14 protein-coding genes are annotated in these 15,481 nt (G+C 60.6%); 8 read left to right on the top strand and 6 right to left on the bottom strand.

The genetic code is table 11. The features are described 5' to 3' along the window. Window positions 1-4: 4 nt before the first annotated feature. The 3 genes from CER19_RS23155 to CER19_RS23145 all read left to right on the top strand — a co-directional run bounded on the left by CER19_RS23155 (window position 5) and on the right by CER19_RS23145 (window position 3,806). Window positions 5-883 carry an endonuclease/exonuclease/phosphatase family protein gene (locus tag CER19_RS23155; protein WP_003187377.1) on the top strand — a complete coding sequence of 293 codons (879 nt, stop codon included), beginning with the start codon at window positions 5-7 and terminating at the stop codon, window positions 881-883. Further along, on the top strand, window positions 880-2,940 hold the full coding sequence (locus tag CER19_RS23150; RefSeq protein WP_116668127.1) for a diguanylate cyclase: 2,061 nt from the start codon (window positions 880-882) through the stop codon (window positions 2,938-2,940). The genes CER19_RS23155 and CER19_RS23150 overlap by 4 nt, the downstream gene beginning before the upstream one ends. Window positions 2,941-3,029: 89 nt before the next feature. Beyond that, window positions 3,030-3,806 carry an N-acetylmuramoyl-L-alanine amidase gene (locus CER19_RS23145; RefSeq protein WP_116668126.1) on the top strand — a complete coding sequence of 259 codons (777 nt, stop codon included), beginning with the start codon at window positions 3,030-3,032 and terminating at the stop codon, window positions 3,804-3,806. A 137-nt stretch (window positions 3,807-3,943) separates the two neighbouring features. Here the strand turns inward: CER19_RS23145 and CER19_RS23140 are convergent, their stop codons facing one another. Together CER19_RS23140 and algB are read right to left on the bottom strand one after the other, a co-directional pair. Next, window positions 3,944-5,731 carry a KinB sensor domain-containing domain gene (locus CER19_RS23140; RefSeq protein ID WP_116668125.1) on the bottom strand — a complete coding sequence of 596 codons (1,788 nt, stop codon included), beginning with the start codon at window positions 5,729-5,731 and terminating at the stop codon, window positions 3,944-3,946. A 10-nt stretch (window positions 5,732-5,741) separates the two neighbouring features. Continuing rightward, window positions 5,742-7,088 carry a sigma-54-dependent response regulator transcription factor AlgB gene (algB, locus tag CER19_RS23135; protein ID WP_014716346.1) on the bottom strand — a complete coding sequence of 449 codons (1,347 nt, stop codon included), beginning with the start codon at window positions 7,086-7,088 and terminating at the stop codon, window positions 5,742-5,744. A gap of 389 nt (window positions 7,089-7,477) precedes the next feature. On the opposite strand from algB, the gene CER19_RS23130 reads away from it, so the two are divergent. The 5 genes from CER19_RS23130 (at window position 7,478) to CER19_RS23110 (ending at window position 11,845) form a co-directional block, all read left to right on the top strand. Continuing rightward, window positions 7,478-7,762: a hypothetical protein gene (locus CER19_RS23130; RefSeq protein ID WP_020301400.1), complete on the top strand. Its 285-nt coding sequence runs from the start codon at window positions 7,478-7,480 to the stop codon at window positions 7,760-7,762. A 77-nt stretch (window positions 7,763-7,839) separates the two neighbouring features. Continuing rightward, a complete protein-coding gene (locus CER19_RS23125; protein WP_003187386.1) occupies window positions 7,840-8,004 on the top strand; it encodes a DUF1328 domain-containing protein in 165 nt (54 codons plus the stop codon). A 2-nt stretch (window positions 8,005-8,006) separates the two neighbouring features. After that, window positions 8,007-8,474: an inhibitor of vertebrate lysozyme family protein gene (locus CER19_RS23120; protein WP_116668124.1), complete on the top strand. Its 468-nt coding sequence runs from the start codon at window positions 8,007-8,009 to the stop codon at window positions 8,472-8,474. Between the two features lie 712 nt (window positions 8,475-9,186). Further along, window positions 9,187-10,518 (top strand): glutamate/aspartate:proton symporter GltP, encoded by a 1,332-nt coding sequence (gene gltP / locus CER19_RS23115; protein ID WP_116668123.1) that lies wholly within the window; start codon window positions 9,187-9,189, stop codon window positions 10,516-10,518. Window positions 10,519-10,615: 97 nt separating this feature from the next. After that, window positions 10,616-11,845 (top strand): nucleoside recognition domain-containing protein, encoded by a 1,230-nt coding sequence (locus CER19_RS23110; RefSeq protein WP_116668122.1) that lies wholly within the window; start codon window positions 10,616-10,618, stop codon window positions 11,843-11,845. A gap of 126 nt (window positions 11,846-11,971) precedes the next feature. Here CER19_RS23110 and lptE read toward each other — a convergent pair whose 3' ends face one another. Genes lptE through CER19_RS23085 form a run of 4 tightly spaced genes read right to left on the bottom strand, consistent with a single transcriptional unit; the run spans window position 11,972 to window position 15,468 of the window. Beyond that, window positions 11,972-12,583, bottom strand: coding sequence for an LPS assembly lipoprotein LptE (lptE, locus tag CER19_RS23100; RefSeq protein WP_116668121.1), 612 nt, complete (start codon window positions 12,581-12,583; stop codon window positions 11,972-11,974). Next, window positions 12,580-13,518: an MlaD family protein gene (locus CER19_RS23095; protein ID WP_003187394.1), complete on the bottom strand. Its 939-nt coding sequence runs from the start codon at window positions 13,516-13,518 to the stop codon at window positions 12,580-12,582. Before CER19_RS23095 ends, lptE begins: the two co-directional genes overlap by 4 nt. Before the next feature lies 1 nt (window position 13,519). Next, on the bottom strand, window positions 13,520-14,323 hold the full coding sequence (locus CER19_RS23090; RefSeq protein WP_116668120.1) for an ABC transporter ATP-binding protein: 804 nt from the start codon (window positions 14,321-14,323) through the stop codon (window positions 13,520-13,522). Further along, a complete protein-coding gene (locus tag CER19_RS23085; protein WP_116668119.1) occupies window positions 14,320-15,468 on the bottom strand; it encodes an ABC transporter permease in 1,149 nt (382 codons plus the stop codon). The genes CER19_RS23090 and CER19_RS23085 overlap by 4 nt, the downstream gene beginning before the upstream one ends. Window positions 15,469-15,481 lie beyond the last annotated feature (13 nt).

The raw sequence follows: 15,481 nt of genomic DNA, 5'->3' as shown, positions 1-15,481 counted from the left end.
CGCCATGCGCCGCTGGGGTACCGAGCGTGTCGTTGGCCTGCATGAACCGCAGGTCAACGAGCATCATCTGGAGTCCACGGGCCTGCCGGCAGATAGCCGCTTGCGCCTACTCAGCTTCAATATCCAGGTGGGCAACAGTACCGAGAAGTATCGGCACTACCTCACGCGTGGCTGGCAGCACCTGCTGCCCCACAAGGGGCGTACCGGTAACCTGCAGAAAATCGGCGACCTGCTCAGCGACTTCGACTTGGTCGCCCTGCAGGAAGCCGACGGCGGCAGCCTGCGCTCCGGCTATATCAACCAGGTGGAGCACCTTGCTCAGCTAGGGGCCTTCCCGTACTGGTATCAGCAACTCAACCGCAACCTGGGGCGCCTGGCACAGCACAGCAACGGCGTACTCAGCCGCCTCAAACCCACGGCTATTGAAGATCACCCCTTGCCAGGCCCCAAAGGGCGCGGGGCGATTCTTGTGCGTTTTGGCGAAGGCCCGGAAGCCTTGGTGGTAGTGATGATGCACCTGGCTCTTGGGGGGCGTACGCGCAACCTGCAACTGGCCTACGTGCGTGAATTGATTGGCAACTATAAGCATCAGGTGCTCATGGGTGACATGAACACCCATGCCAACGACCTGCTGCAGAATTCTCCGCTGCGCGACCTTGGGTTACTGGCGCCGCAAGTCGAAGCCACGTTTCCCAGCTGGCGCCCGCAGCGCTGTCTTGACCATATCCTGCTCAGCCCAAGCCTCACACTGGAAAGTGTGCAGGTGCTAGCGCAGCCCATTTCCGATCACCTGCCGGTCGCGGTAGAGATTCGTCTGCCGGGTTCGCTCACGGCTGATGCATTACCCGCGTTGAGCCCAGGCCCTCGCGGACCCCTTGCATGAGCGACGACGCCCAGCGCTGGAAAGAGAAATACCTCCAGAGCATCGAGCAACAAGACAAACTCGAACGCCGCTGGGCTGCCCGCCTCGATTTGCTGCGCCGCGGGCTGGTGCGCAGCACGCTGGCCGCCGAAGGCACCGACCGCGCCGTCGATCAATGCATGAAGGAAATGCGCGATGTCGTGCGCACGGACGACATGGATGCTGCCCTCGCCGCTTTACTGCCGCGCCTGGAAAAGGCCGTGCTGGATTCGGAGCAGCGCCGCGAAACCCGCGTCGACCAGATCAGCACCGCGCTCACCGCCTTGGTCACCCAGTTGCAAAAGCTGCCGCTGCCCCGCGAGGTGGCTCGCCCGCTGAAAACCTTCGCCAAGCAACTCGATGGTCGCGTGGCACAAGCGCGGGAGATACCGCTGCTGCTCAGTGAGCTGAGCAGCCTGCAGGGGCAGGCGCTGAATAATCTGGAGCCTGAAGGCGAACCCGCACGCCCAGGCCCGGGCCTGTTGCAACGCCTGTTCGGTAGTAAAGAGGCCGCCAGTGAAGCGCTCCCGGTTGACGCTGTGCCGGCAGTGCAATTGGCACCGCCAAAGCCTGCAGCGCCCAAACCCGCGCCCGAACCGGAAGAACCTGCGCAATCGGAAGAATTGACCCAAGCCTTGCGTGCCTTTGCACCGCTGTCACCCGCACCCGCACCCGTGGCCTTGAAGCCTGCGCCTGTTGCAGCGGCCGAAGGGCAAGAGATCGCCAGCGAAACGCCGGTATTCGACGCTCCAGAGCTGCCGTCGATTGCGGCGCCTGCGCAATTATCTGAACCCGACGTGCAGGCGCCACCGGTTGCGGAGCCTGCTCACGAAAGCGCACTCGCCGCCTTTATCGAACCGCCGCCGGCTCCAGTCGAAACGCCGGATGAGACCACCATCGGCAGCCTGTCGCTGCCCCCTGTGCTGGAAAGCCCCGAGCCCGACGAACTGCAACCGGACGGCACCTACGCCCTGCCTGATTCGCCTGAACCGTCCTACAGTTCGGTGGCCAAGCACATTGAAGGCACTTTGCTCGGCCTGCTGGAAGATCTTTCCCTGCCCGAACGTCACCAGCCCCAGGCCGAGGCAATGCGTGAGCGTCTCGCCCATGGTTTGAATTGGTACGAACTGCTGCCGATCCTGGATGACCTGGCCGTGCTGATGCTGGCGGTCACCGACAGTGGCCAGCATGAGTTCGAGGCTTATCTCAAGCAGCTCAACGAGCGTCTCGAGGCATTCCAGGGGCATTTGCAGGTCGCCAGCGAGGGTCACGCCGACAGCAGCCTGGCCGCGCGGGAGCTGGACACGCAGATTCGCGAGCAGGTCGACGGCCTGCAAAGCAGCGTGCAGGACGCCGCCGACCTGGACAGCCTCAAGCAAGTGCTCGAAAGCCATCTTGAAGGCTTGCTCGGCACCATGGATGAACACCAGCAACAGCGTGACCTGCGCGAACAGGAAGTGGCCGCACGCCTCAAAGGTCTGGCTGAACGCGTGGCCCATATGGAGCAGGAGGCCCAGGGCTACCGCGAGCACCTGGAGGTACAGCGCCAGAAGGCCTTGATCGATCCACTCACCGGGTTGCCCAACCGTGCGGCGTGGAGCGAACGCCTCGATTACGAGGTCAACGCCTGGCATCAGCGGGGTAACAGCCTGTCGCTGGCCATGCTTGACCTGGACCACTTCAAGCGCATCAACGACGGTTACGGGCACCTGGCGGGGGACAAAGTCTTGAAGATCATCGCCAATGTGCTGAGCAAGCGCCTGCGACCGACGGACTTCATCGCGCGTTTTGGGGGTGAAGAGTTTGTGCTGCTAATGCCCGACTCGGCCTTGGCGGATGCCTTGGCCGTAGGTGAAGTATTGCGTGAGGCTATTGCAGCGTGCCCGTTCCACTTCAAGGGTGAGCCGGTAATCATCACGGTGTCCATGGGCGTGGCGCAGTTTCAACCCGGCGAGCGCAGTGACCTGGCGCTCAAGCGTGCCGATGAAGCGCTCTACAAGGCAAAAGCTGCGGGACGTAATCAGGTGCAGGCGGCATAAAAGATGTTCCATTTTGTAATTTGACCGCCTGGCCATGAACCTTACGTTACACTGTTGCATTATCGTCTTTTAGTGTAATGCCTCTCGCCATGAAATCCTTGTATATCGCCTTTGCATTTCTCTTGCTTGCCGGCTGCGCCAGCGGCCCGCGCCTGAACACCAGCCATCCTTCGGTCAACCACGACAACCGCGTGCAGTTCGTTGTGGTGCATTACACCTCGACCAACCTTGAACGTTCCCTGGCGCTGTTGACCCATGGCCAGGTCAGCAGCCATTACCTGATCGGCGACGACGCCTCCGGCACCATCTACAAGCTGGTGGATGAAAGCCAGCGCGCCTGGCACGCGGGGGAAAGCGAGTGGATGGGGCGCACCTGGCTCAACTCCAGCTCCATCGGCATCGAGATCGTCAACCCAGGGTTCAGTGATACGCCGACAGGGCGTGTGTGGTACCCGTATTCCGAAGCGCAGGTGCAGTCACTGATCGTGCTGCTCAAGGACATCAGCAAGCGCAATGGCATCGACCCCAAGAACATCATCGGGCACAGCGACATCGCCCCACTGCGCAAGCTGGACCCAGGCCCGTTGTTCCCTTGGAAACGCTTGGCGGCAGAAGGTCTGGCCGTGTGGCCGGATGCCCAGGCAGTGGCCCGGTTCCAGGTGCAGTACGCCGCGCAGTTGCCGAGCATTACCTGGTTCCAGGAAGAGCTGGCGCGCCTGGGCTACCAGACGCCGCAGACCGGTGAGCTGGATGTGGCCACGCGGCACGTTATCGCCGCGTTCCAGATGCGCTTTCGCCCGTCACTGTTTGATGGCACCCCGGATGCTGAAAGTGCCGCGATCCTGCGGGCTTTGAATCACCGCTGATGGTGTAAAACTGTAGAAGCGAGCTTGCTGTGGCGAGGGAGCTTGCTCCCGTTCGACAGCGAAGCTGGAGCCGGCTTTTTTGAGGGGCGCTTCGCACCCCAGCGCAAGCAAGCTTGCTCGCCACAGGGTTCTCGCTCCTACAGGGGCAATGCCATATAGAACTGCGTACCCTGCCCCGGCCGTGAGTACACACCCATGCGGCCGCCGTGCAATTGCACGATCTCCTTGCACAGTGCCAACCCCAGGCCCGCACCGCCTTTCTTGCGGCCCACCTGTACAAAGGGTTCGAAGATCCGCCCTTGCTGGCCGTAGGCAATGCCTTCGCCGTTATCCTCAACGCTGATAATCACCCGCTCGCCATGCCGTCGTGCCTGCAGACGAATCTGCCCGCCTTCGGCGGTGTGGCGCAGGGCATTGCCCAGCAGGTTGTCGAGTACCCGCTCCAGTTGCACTTGGTCGGCATACAGCCGTGGCAATTCAGGTTGAGCTTCTACCAGCAACTCAATGTGCTGGGCGTTCGCAGGCTCAGCAAATCGGGCCCGTGCGTGCTCCAGCAAGTCGGTGACATCGCACGTACCCAGGGTGAGTTTTTGCAGGCCGTTCTGATAGCGCGAGAAGTTGAGCAGGTCGTTGATCAACTGCATCAGGCGCTGCATTTCTTCATTGACCGTATCCAGCAGGTCTGCCTCGCGGGAGTCAGGTGGGAACTTGGCCCGCTCACGGAACAAGCCGAAGGCCATATGCATGCCGGTAACCGGCGTGCGCAGCTCATGGGAGGCGCGCAATACGAACTCGCTGCGCACCCGTTCGAAGGCGCGCTGTTCCGTCACATCATGCAGCACCATCACGGCCCCGAGAATGTGCCCCTGTGTATGGCTGACCGGGGTCAGGCTGTAGGTCAGCAGGCGCAACTCACCCTCGACTTCCACCTCCAGATCATCCGGGGCCCGCTCCAGATTGCCGCCGCGCAGCACCAGCTGCAGCTGTTCATCCATTTCCGCGCGACCCATGGCTTCGCCAAGCCCTTGACCCAGCCGTTCCTCATCCCAGCCCAATTGGCGCTGCGCCACAGGGTTGAGGTGCTCCAGGCAGCCTTGGCGATCAATCATCAACAGGCCGTCATCGATACTGTCGAGCACCGCTTGCAGGCGCTGTTGGCCGGCCAGCAGCTCATCGATGTTAGTGGCCTGATGTTGGCGCAACGCTTCAGCCATGATGCCGAAACGGCGGGTCAGCAGGTTCATTTCCGCTGCGGAGGAGATCGGCAGGGTGACTTCGAAATCGCCCTGTCCGATTTTGTCGGCGGCCTTGGCCAGGGCCTCGATGGGGCCACCGAAACGCCGGGCGATGCCATGGGCCGTGACGAACCCGATGATCAGCACCGCGAGCCCCACCAGCCCGAGCAGGCCCGCTATCAACAAGGCGCGCTCACGGGATTTATGTTCACTGGTACTGATATTTTCCAGGGCCTGCTTGTGTTCGGCGATCAAGCCGTTGCGCAGTATGTTGAAGGTTTCGGTGAGCTTTTCCTTGCTGCCCGCAGGCGGTGATGCCTGTTGGGATTGGTCAAACGCCTTGAGCAGATTCTGGTAATCCGAGCGTGCCTGGCTGAAACCATGGTTTTTGCCGTCGACCTGCTCATGGGCGATGCCCTGGTCCAACAGATCGAAATAATGCTGCTTGGAAGCTTGCAGGGCGTCTGGGTCGGGACGCTTCTCCAGCATCATGATCAACTGGTCGCCCAGGCTCTGACGCAATTTGAGCCCCAGGTCCAGGGTGATGAAATTACTGCGGATCAACGATTCCTGGGTCTTAGCCATTTGCATGACGCTGACCAAGCCCAGGACCAACCCCAGCAAAGCCACGGTAATCAACGCTGAGATGCTCAGGAATAACCGGGTGCGCAGTTTCATCGCGAGCTTCATAAAGTCCTGTTCAAAGGTTGTACTGCTTGCGTTTGCGGTACAGCGTCGACGCATCGATGCCGAGTGTGCGGGCCGCTTGGTCCAGCGTGTCGCTGGTCGCAAGTACGGCGCCGATATGGGCTTTCTCCAGCTCGTCCAGGCTCAAAGCCGCTCCGATACGCGGTGCATTGTTGGCCGGTTGCTCGGCCATCCCCAGGTGACTGATCTCCACCTTTTCCTGCGGGCAGATGATGCTGGCGCGTTCCACCACGTTACGCAGTTCGCGGATGTTGCCGGGCCAGCGATAGTTGAGTAGCGCTTCGCGGGCATTATCACTGAAGCCGCGCGCCGGTCGTGCGTATTCCTTGACGAAGCGGGCAAGGAAGCGGTCAGCCAGGGTCAGGATGTCTTCACTGCGTTCGCGCAGCGGCGGCAAGTGCAAGGTGATGACATTCAGGCGGTAGAGCAAGTCTTCACGGAACCGGCCATCGCGCACCATGTCTTCCAGGTTCAGGTTGGTGGCTGCGAGGATGCGCACGTCGGCGCGACGGGTGACCGGGTCGCCCACGCGCTCATACTCTTTGTCTTGGATAAACCGCAGCAACTTGGGTTGCAACGTGAGGGGGAAATCGCCGATCTCGTCGAGAAACAGCGTACCGCCGTCCGCCTGGTTCACGCGGCCCAAGGTGCTTTCACTGGCGCCGGTGAACGCGCCGCGGCTGTGGCCGAACAGTTCGCTTTCCATTAGTTCGGCGGTCAGTGAGGGGCAGTTGATGGTCACGCAGGACTTCTTCGAGCGTTTGCTCCAGCCGTGTATCGCCCGGGCCAACTCACCTTTACCGGTGCCGGACTCGCCGAGAATCAAGATATTGGCGTCCGTCCCGGCCACCTGCCGCGCGGTTTCCAACACCACCATCATTGCCGGGCTATGGGAGTCCAGGCCGTCTTTGGGCTGGCGCACCTCGCCTTCCAGCGCTTCCAGCCGCGCAGAGAGCTGACGCACCTCCAGTTGCTTGGCCGTGGCCAGGCGCAGTTGGTCGGGGCTGCAAGGTTTGACCAGGTAGTCGGCGGCGCCAGCCTGGATGGCGTCCACGGCGGTATCCACGGCCGAATGGGCGGTCACAATCACCACGCGCATCCACGGAGCCTGCACGCGCATCTGGGCCAGCACGTCCAGGCCATTGTCCTCGCCCAGGCGCAGGTCGAGGAAGCACAGGTCGAACACCTGACGCTGCATCAGGGCATCGGCCTGGGCGGCGCTGTTCGCGGTGGCGACGGTATAGCCCTCATCTTCCAGGCAATAGCGGAAGGTGCGCAGGATCGCGGATTCGTCATCCACTAAAAGAATGCGGCCTTGAAGTTCCTTGGCTGAATCCATCTGTCCCGCACTCCTTAACTATAAATGTGATGGTGTTTAGTCCCGGAATAATCGGGCAAGTTGCATGGTTTATTCTGATTCATAAAAGGCTTCTTCGTGCAGCTATCTGCGCGCCTTCCTACAGACGTGGTTTGCGGGCATTTTCAGGATTTGTTGCTCTTCGATCCTTCGATGTGCGCGCCAGGTGTCTGGTTCCGACCACTTTCCATCGTGCATTTCGCACGGCCTGCAACGAGGCATCGTGCAGGATGCTAGGCGATGAATCTATCTACCAAGTCTAACTCTTTGATTTTGTTGTGTTTTATTTTGAAATAAAGCTGGCATGCACTCTGCAATATCTCTCCCAAGAGCGTCATGAACGAATAATCAGAATGCGGGAGCAATGCAGTATGACTCGCCAAAGCCTCAGCCAATTGCGTGTATCGCCGCTGCGCCTGCAGCAGGGCCTGTTTGCCAGCTTGGCCTTGATGGTCACGTTGATTGCCGGCCAGCAGTTGCAGCATTGGCAGGAGCGCGCGCAGCCGGCCCCGCAATTTGAGCGTCCCGTCATGACCCAGACCCATTTCCGTTCCATTGGCAGCGCCAGCGCCGATGTGACTGCCCCGCAATTGAGCCTGGTAGACCAGGGTTCCACCCTGGACGAACTGCCGGCCCATGACCGTTGGGTGTTCTAGGCAAAAAACGTCGCTCGTGTTGAGCGGCTGCACGGCATCACCGCTGTTACCCCTATAGAAGCATAAGGAGAATCACCATGTTGAGTTGGGCAATCACATTTCTGATCATCGCCATTGTGGCCGCAGTCCTGGGCTTCGGTGGTATCGCTGGCACCGCCACCGGCATCGCCAAGATCCTGTTTGTGGTCTTCCTGGTGATGTTTATCGCTTCGTTCTTCTTTGGTCGCAAAGGCCGAGGTTGAATATGGTCAGCCTGCCTTTTAAAGCCCTTGCTGCCGCCCTGCTGTTGGGCGGCAGCGGCCTGGCCATGGCCGCCAACGACGGCCAATCCCGGGCTAACGAATTGCTCAGCGCGGATCCGCAGTACCGCGAAACCTGGCAAGACGTGGTGAAGAAAGAAGAGCGCCTGCCCGAATGGGTGATGAACCTGTCGGGCACGGCCGAGCAAATGAATGCCGTTGAGGAAGATGGCGACAAGTACTTGGTCGGGCCGCTTTGCGAAACCGCAGACACCTGCCTGAACAAGCGCCTGATCGTGGCCTTCAGCCTCGACAAGGAAGATGCCTACGCCATGTTGGTGGAAGTCCCGGCTGGTTTGCCAGCGGACAAGTCCCCGACACGGCACGCCGATTACCGTTTTCTCGGTAAGCCGGACGAGGGTATGCAAGAGCTGCTGATGGAGCAGCTCAAGAAAGACCCGAATTGGTACTAGGTTCCGTCTGACGGAGCCGGCGTCCATAGAAAGAAGCTCTGGTGCTTCTTTCTGTTTGCATCGCTCCTTGAGTGATGCATGACCAGGGGGCCGGGTTGCTCTGATCGATCAGGATCGGCGTGACCTACGGGTACAGGGAGTACCTGCGCAAGGGCCGGGTCAGGCGAAAAGCTGCGACGCAAGTTCACAAGACCTCAAGCTTGCTGAACTTGCGGCGGGCTTATCGCTCTCATGCTCGCGTTTCATGCCGCCCATAGCCGCAGTTTTGCTTTTTGCCTCTGGCCAACCATTACCGGGTATGTCGGCGTGACCATCTATCGAGAATTTTTCATCCGCGCTATAGGATCTTTCTGGCGCTAGGTGATGGATTTCTCAGACATTTCTGCCAATCAATCGAAGTCGTCCAGTATCTCTGAGCGAGCCTGATTTGGCCGCTTAACGGCATATTCACCCGCTCGAATGGCGGATACGAACTGACCGTTTGGACAAATATTTTCAAAAAAAGCCATGCCGATTCGGCATAGGGTAGGCGTTTACGGCATTAGACGTCGCTCCCTTGCATGGGAATAGTTGCGCCTTTTTTCGCCTGCCAGTAAGCCATTTCGGCCACGCTGCGGTGACCTTCCATGGAGGCAGATGCACACACTTTTTCGCTTTCGAGCGTTGCAGCTGGCGCATTTGCCGTAAGTCCACTTGAAGCAAGGGTAATGACATGAAGAAGGCAAAGCTAAGCCTCGCCTGGCAGATCCTCATCGGTTTGGTACTGGGCATTGCAATCGGTGCAGTGCTCAACCATTTCAGTGCTGAAAAGGCCTGGTGGATCAGCAATGTGTTGCAGCCGGCGGGCGATATCTTTATCCGCCTGATCAAGATGATCGTGATCCCGATTGTGATTTCTTCGCTGATCGTCGGTATTGCCGGTGTCGGCGACGCGAAAAAGCTCGGTCGTATCGGCGTCAAAACCATCCTCTACTTCGAAATCGTCACCACCATCGCCATCGTGGTGGGCCTGTTGCTCGCCAACCTGTTCCACCCGGGCGCTGGCATCGACATGAGTACCCTGGGTACCGTCGATATTTCCAAGTACCAGGCGACTGCCGCCGAAGTGCAGCATGAACATGCGTTCATCGAAACCATCCTCAACCTGATCCCCTCGAACATCTTCGCCGCTGTTGCCCGTGGCGAGATGCTGCCGATCATCTTCTTCTCGGTGCTGTTCGGCCTGGGGCTGTCGAGCCTCAAGCCTGAGCTGCGCGAGCCGCTGGTGACCATGTTCCAGGGCGTGTCCGAGAGCATGTTCAAAGTCACTCACATGATCATGAAGTACGCCCCTATCGGTGTATTTGCGCTGATCGCGGTGACGGTCGCCAACTTCGGCTTCGCCTCACTGCTGCCGCTGGCCAAGCTGGTGATTCTGGTTTACGTCGCGATCCTGTTCTTCGCCTTCGCGGTCCTGGGTTTGATCGCACGCCTGTTTGGCTTCTCGATCCTCAGGCTGATTCGCATCTTCAAAGATGAGTTGGTATTGGCTTACTCCACCGCCAGCTCCGAAACCGTGCTGCCGCGTGTGATCGAAAAGATGGAAGCCTACGGCGCGCCGAAAGCGATCTGCAGCTTCGTGGTGCCAACCGGTTATTCGTTCAACCTCGACGGTTCGACCCTGTACCAGAGCATCGCGGCGATCTTCATTGCCCAGCTGTATGGCATCGACCTGTCGATCGGCCAGCAACTGATGTTGGTACTGACTCTGATGGTGACCTCCAAAGGTATCGCCGGCGTGCCGGGCGTGTCCTTCGTGGTGTTGCTGGCGACGCTGGGCAGCGTGGGCATCCCGCTGGAAGGCTTGGCGTTTATCGCCGGTGTCGACCGTGTGATGGACATGGCGCGTACCGCCCTGAACGTGATTGGTAACGCCTTGGCCGTACTGGTTATCTCCCGTTGGGAAGGCATGTACGACGACGCCAAGGGCGAGCGCTATTGGAATTCCCTGCCGCACTGGCGCAGCAAGGAAGCCCTGCCTACAGCACAAGCCACCCGTAGCTGATTGCAGATTGATCGAAAACAAACCCCGGAGAATTCCGGGGTTTGTCGTTTCTGCCAGCCCCGTTATCATTCGCCCCATCTTTCGGGGGATTTATCTGATGCTCAATGGCCTGTGGCTTGGCTTCTTTGTCGTGGCAATGGTGTCAGCGCTGGCGCAATGGCTGGTGGGCGGTAACGCCGGGATCTTCGCGGCGATGGTCGAAAGCATTTTCGCCATGGCCAAATTGTCGGTGGAAGTCATGGTGCTGCTGTTCGGCACCCTGACGTTATGGCTGGGCTTTCTGCGGATCGCCGAAAAAGCCGGGATCGTCGATTGGCTGGCCAAGGCCCTCGGCCCGCTGTTTCGCCGCCTGATGCCGGAAGTGCCCGCCGGGCACCCCGCGATCGGTTTGATCACCCTCAACTTTGCCGCCAACGGCCTGGGCCTGGACAACGCCGCCACACCCATCGGCCTGAAAGCCATGAAGGCGCTGCAAGAGCTCAACCCCATCCCCAACACGGCGACTAACGCTCAGATCCTGTTCCTGGTGCTTAACGCGTCCTCGCTGACGCTGTTGCCGGTGACCATTTTCATGTACCGCGCCCAGCAAGGCGCTGCGGACCCGACGCTGGTGTTCCTGCCGATCCTGCTGGCCACCAGTGCGTCGACGCTGGTGGGCCTGCTGTCGGTGGCGGTGATGCAGCGTCTGCGGCTGTGGGACCCTGTGGTGCTGGCCTATCTGGTCCCCGGCGCGTTGATACTGGGTGGCTTCATGGCGCTGCTGGCGACCCTGTCTGCCACAGCGCTGGCCGGTTTGTCGTCGATCCTGGGCAACCTCACGCTGTTTGGCTTGATCATGCTGTTCCTGGTGATCGGTGCCTTACGCAAGGTCAAGGTGTACGAGGCCTTTGTCGAAGGCGCCAAGGAAGGCTTCGACGTGGCCAAGAACCTGTTGCCCTATCTGGTGGCGATGCTGTGCGCGGTTGGCGTGTTGCGTGCCTCAGGCGCCTTGGAGTTCGGCCTGGAAGGGATTCGCCATGTGGTGGCCTGGACGGGCCTTGATACGCGCTTCGTCGACGCGCTGCCGACGGCGATGGTCAAGCCGTTTTCCGGCAGCGCGGCGCGGGCGATGCTGATCGAGACCATGCAGACCCAGGGTGTGGACAGCTTCCCGGCGTTGGTGGCGGCGACGATTCAGGGCAGTACGGAAACCACTTTCTATGTGTTGGCGGTGTACTTTGGTTCGGTGGGGATCCAGCGGGCTCGGCATGCCGTCGGTTGTGCGTTGCTGGCGGAGTTTGCCGGCGTAGTGGCGGCTATCTCGGTGTGCTACTGGTTCTTCGGTTGAGCATGAGCCGCACCCTGTAGGAGCGAGCTTGCTCGCGAAAAACGTTAACGATAACGCGGGGCATCAGATTCCCCGAGGCGTTCTCAGGTTTTTCGCGAGCAAGCTCGCTCCTACAGGGCGGTGGAATCATCGTTTCGGCGCAGTATTACCCTGTTGCACCACCCAATCCACCACCTGCTTATTCAACTGATCCCCGGCCTGGCCAAAAGCAGCCACCACCGCTGGCACCTTGGTGTCACTCACCGGCTGCCTCACTTCAAACCGACGGCTGGCAATAATTCGCTGATCACGCCCACGCACCAATCGCGCGTCGAGGCGAATCACCACCTCCACCGCTTTGCCTCGATACTCACTCTGAAACGCCTGCAACTGCCCGCCCAGCTCATAGTCGGCTTGCAGGTTGGTCTCATCGGTACTCAGTAATGTCACGCGCCCGTCGCGCTGGAAGCCATCCAGCAGGCGATTACGCAGCAGCACCGGCGCCGGGTCGCTCCAGCGTGAGTTCGCGTAGTTGCTGATCAAGTTGCCATCTGGCACCACGGCGATGCGCGGGCTGTCGAGAAACTCGCTGGTCTGCGGCTTGGTCACGCGCAGCGACCAACTCACTGGCGTGCCTTGGCTGGCCGGTTGGGCGGACGCCAGGCGGTACACGTCCGACGGGTCAGGCTTGGGCAGGATCGAGCATGCGCTGACCAGTGCCAGGGCCATAGGGACGATCATGTGATACGCGCGCTTCATGGCGTGAACTCCTTGTTCTTGTCGCTGCCCAGCAGGTAACCACTGGGGTTGGCTTCCAGGCGGCGAGAGATGGCGCGCAGTGAGCCGAGGGTTTCACGCAGCTCGCGCACGGCTGGCGCCAGTTCGTTGAGGCCCTGCATGCCGCTGTTCACCGAGTCCTGGTTATTGGTCAGCAAGGTATTGATGGTGGCGGTGCTTTGCTCCAGGGATTTCATCGCCTGCTCGGCGCTGCCGAAGGCTTGCTTGCCTTGCTCGCTGAGCAAGCCATTGGCGCTGCGCATCAGTACGGTGGTTTGCTCAAGCGCCGCGCCCGCCTGTTTGCTCACCTGCATCAATTGCTGCATCACCACCTTGATGTCGCCGCGTTGCTCGGCAATGGCGCCGGTGGTTTGTTGCAGGTTATCCAAGGTGTTGCTCAGGCGTTCGACGTTTTCCCGCGAGAACAGGTGGTTGGCGTTGTGCAGCAGCAGGTTGACGCTGGTCATCAAGTCGTTGCTGTTATTGAGCAGGCGTGCGATAGGCGATGGCGACGCGATGATTTCCGGCAGGTTGCCGTCCTTGCCCTTGAGTTCCGGGCTCTGTGGGGTGCCGCCACTGAGCTGGATGATCGAGGTGCCGGTGATGCCGGTCAGGGCCAGCTTGGCCTGGGTGTCTTCCTTGATTGGCGTTTGCCCGGCCAGGCGGATGCGAGCCAGGACGCGGCGCGGGTCTTTGGGGTCCAGGCGCAGGCTGATGACATCGCCCACCTTGATGCCGCTGTACTGCACCGCACTGCCCTGGGACAGGCCGCTGACCGCTTCGTTGAAGATCACTTCGTAATCCTGGAAGGCGGTATCGACGCTGGACTTGGCCAGCCACAGGCCAAACAGCATCGCGCCGACCACCACAATTACGCTGAACAGTCCGATCATCACATGATGGGCTCGGGTTTCCATGTCATACCTCGTTGAGCGATTGAGCGGCATCCAATGCCGCGCGGCCCCGGGGGCCGTGGAAATATTCGTGAATCCAGGCGTCGTCCGTTTCCGAAACGACATCGATGGCGTCGGCCACCAGCACTTTCTTCTGCGCCAGCACTGCCACACGGTCAGTGATGGTGTACAGCGTGTCGAGGTCGTGGGTGACCAGGAACACACTCAAGCCCAACGCATCGCGCAGGGTGAGGATCAGTTGGTCGAATTGCGCCGCGCCAATGGGGTCGAGACCGGCGGGGGGGTCGTCCAGGAACAGGATGTCCGGGTCCAAGGCCAGTGCGCGGGCCAGAGCCGCGCGCTTGATCATGCCGCCGGATAACGAGGCCGGGTATTTATCGGCCGCCGACAGCGGCAACCCCGCCAGGGCCAGCTTGACCGCCGCCAAGTGCTCGGCATCGGCGCGGCTGAGGCCGGCGTGCTCGATCAATGGCAGGGCAACGTTCTCGGTCACCGTCAGCGAGGAAAACAGCGCGCCCTTCTGGAACAGTACGCCAAAACGGCGTTCTACCAGTGAGCGTTCATGTTCAGGCAGGCTCGGCAGGTTTTTGCCGAACACCCGCACTTCGCCTTCGCTGGGGCGTCGCAGGCCAACGATGCTGCGCAATAACACGGATTTACCGCTGCCAGAGCCCCCCACCACCGCCAGGATCTCGCCCTTGTACAAATCCAGGTCGAGGTTCTCATGCACGCTTTGGCTGCCAAAGCGATTGCACAGGCCACGCACTTCAATCACCGCCTCAGTGGGCGCACGGTGTAGACGACTCACCAGCCCATCTCCATGAAAAACATCGCCGCGACCGCATCCAGCACGATCACCACAAAGATCGATTGCACCACGCTCGACGTGGTGTGCGCGCCGACTGACTCGGCACTGCCGCTGACTTTGAAACCTTCCAGGCAGCCAATGGCCGCGATCAAAAACGCAAAGATCGGCGCCTTCACCATGCCCACCAGAAAGTGCTGTACGCCAATGTCCGATTGCAGCAGCGAAAGAAACATCGCCGGCGAAATATCCAGGGCCACCGCACACACCACGCCACCGCCGACGATCCCCGAGAGCATCGCCAGAAAGGTCAGCATCGGCAACGCCACCAGCAGCGCCAACACGCGGGGCAATACCAACAGTTCCATAGGGTCCAGGCCCAGTGTGCGGATGGCGTCGATTTCTTCGTTGGCTTTCATGGAGCCGATTTGCGCGGTGAATGCACTGGCGGTACGGCCGGCGATGAGGATTGCGGTGAGCAACACGCCGAATTCGCGCAGGAAGGAGAAGGCCACCAGATCTACGGTAAAGATCGTCGCGCCGAAGCTCTTGAGCACGGTGGCGCCGAGGAAGGCCACGACGGCGCCCACCAGAAAGGTCAGCAGCGCGACGATAGGCGCCGCATCCAGGCCCGTCTGTTCGATGTGGGCGACCATGGGTGTCAGGCGCCAGCGCTTGGGCCGCCAAATGCCGCGAGCGAAGGTTTCGAGGATGAGGCCGATAAAGCCCAACAGCTTCATTGCGTCTTGCCAGACCGTGTCTACTGCGCGGCCGATGCGGGCCAAGACTTGAATGCCGGCGGCCTCTTCCGGCTCTTTGATCGGTACGCAAAAGTCATTCAGGGAGCGGTAGACGGTCTTGAGCAGTGCACGGTCGGCGGCTGCCAGGGTGCAATCAGTCTGTTCGGCAGAATGTTCGATGCGCGCAGGGCCCAGCAGCTCCACCAGCAGCGAGGCGCCGGCGGTATCCAGCGCACCGAGACCGTTGAGGTCAATGCGGGCGCCGGCGTCGTATTGGCCGTCGAGTGCGGCCGACAGCTTCTTCAGGTGAGCGTAGTGGGCCAGCGTCCAGTCGCCGGTAATCCGTAGCGAAGGCGGGGTGCTGGACGTATCTAGATGGGCCGCGCCGGCCGTCGTGCTAGTGGTCATAAGCTCCGAGCTT

This window comes from Pseudomonas sp. GL93, from assembly GCF_003408955.1.
GTDB classification, from domain to species: Bacteria; Pseudomonadota; Gammaproteobacteria; order Pseudomonadales; family Pseudomonadaceae; genus Aquipseudomonas; species Aquipseudomonas paracarnis.
This window is presented reverse-complemented; position numbering and strand designations above follow the sequence as displayed.

Coding starts and splice junctions, on each gene's coding strand:
- CER19_RS23145 (WP_116668126.1), top strand. CDS start 3,030: ATGAAATCCTTGTATATCGCCTTTGCATTTCTCTTGCTTGCCGGCTGC.
- CER19_RS23120 (WP_116668124.1), top strand. CDS start 8,007: ATGGTCAGCCTGCCTTTTAAAGCCCTTGCTGCCGCCCTGCTGTTGGGC.
- CER19_RS23155 (WP_003187377.1), top strand. CDS start 5: ATGCGCCGCTGGGGTACCGAGCGTGTCGTTGGCCTGCATGAACCGCAG.
- CER19_RS23150 (WP_116668127.1), top strand. CDS start 880: ATGAGCGACGACGCCCAGCGCTGGAAAGAGAAATACCTCCAGAGCATC.
- algB (WP_014716346.1), bottom strand. CDS start 7,088: ATGGATTCAGCCAAGGAACTTCAAGGCCGCATTCTTTTAGTGGATGAC.
- CER19_RS23085 (WP_116668119.1), bottom strand. CDS start 15,468: ATGACCACTAGCACGACGGCCGGCGCGGCCCATCTAGATACGTCCAGC.
- lptE (WP_116668121.1), bottom strand. CDS start 12,583: ATGAAGCGCGCGTATCACATGATCGTCCCTATGGCCCTGGCACTGGTC.
- CER19_RS23125 (WP_003187386.1), top strand. CDS start 7,840: ATGTTGAGTTGGGCAATCACATTTCTGATCATCGCCATTGTGGCCGCA.
- CER19_RS23130 (WP_020301400.1), top strand. CDS start 7,478: ATGACTCGCCAAAGCCTCAGCCAATTGCGTGTATCGCCGCTGCGCCTG.
- gltP (WP_116668123.1), top strand. CDS start 9,187: ATGAAGAAGGCAAAGCTAAGCCTCGCCTGGCAGATCCTCATCGGTTTG.
- CER19_RS23110 (WP_116668122.1), top strand. CDS start 10,616: ATGCTCAATGGCCTGTGGCTTGGCTTCTTTGTCGTGGCAATGGTGTCA.
- CER19_RS23095 (WP_003187394.1), bottom strand. CDS start 13,518: ATGGAAACCCGAGCCCATCATGTGATGATCGGACTGTTCAGCGTAATT.
- CER19_RS23140 (WP_116668125.1), bottom strand. CDS start 5,731: ATGAAGCTCGCGATGAAACTGCGCACCCGGTTATTCCTGAGCATCTCA.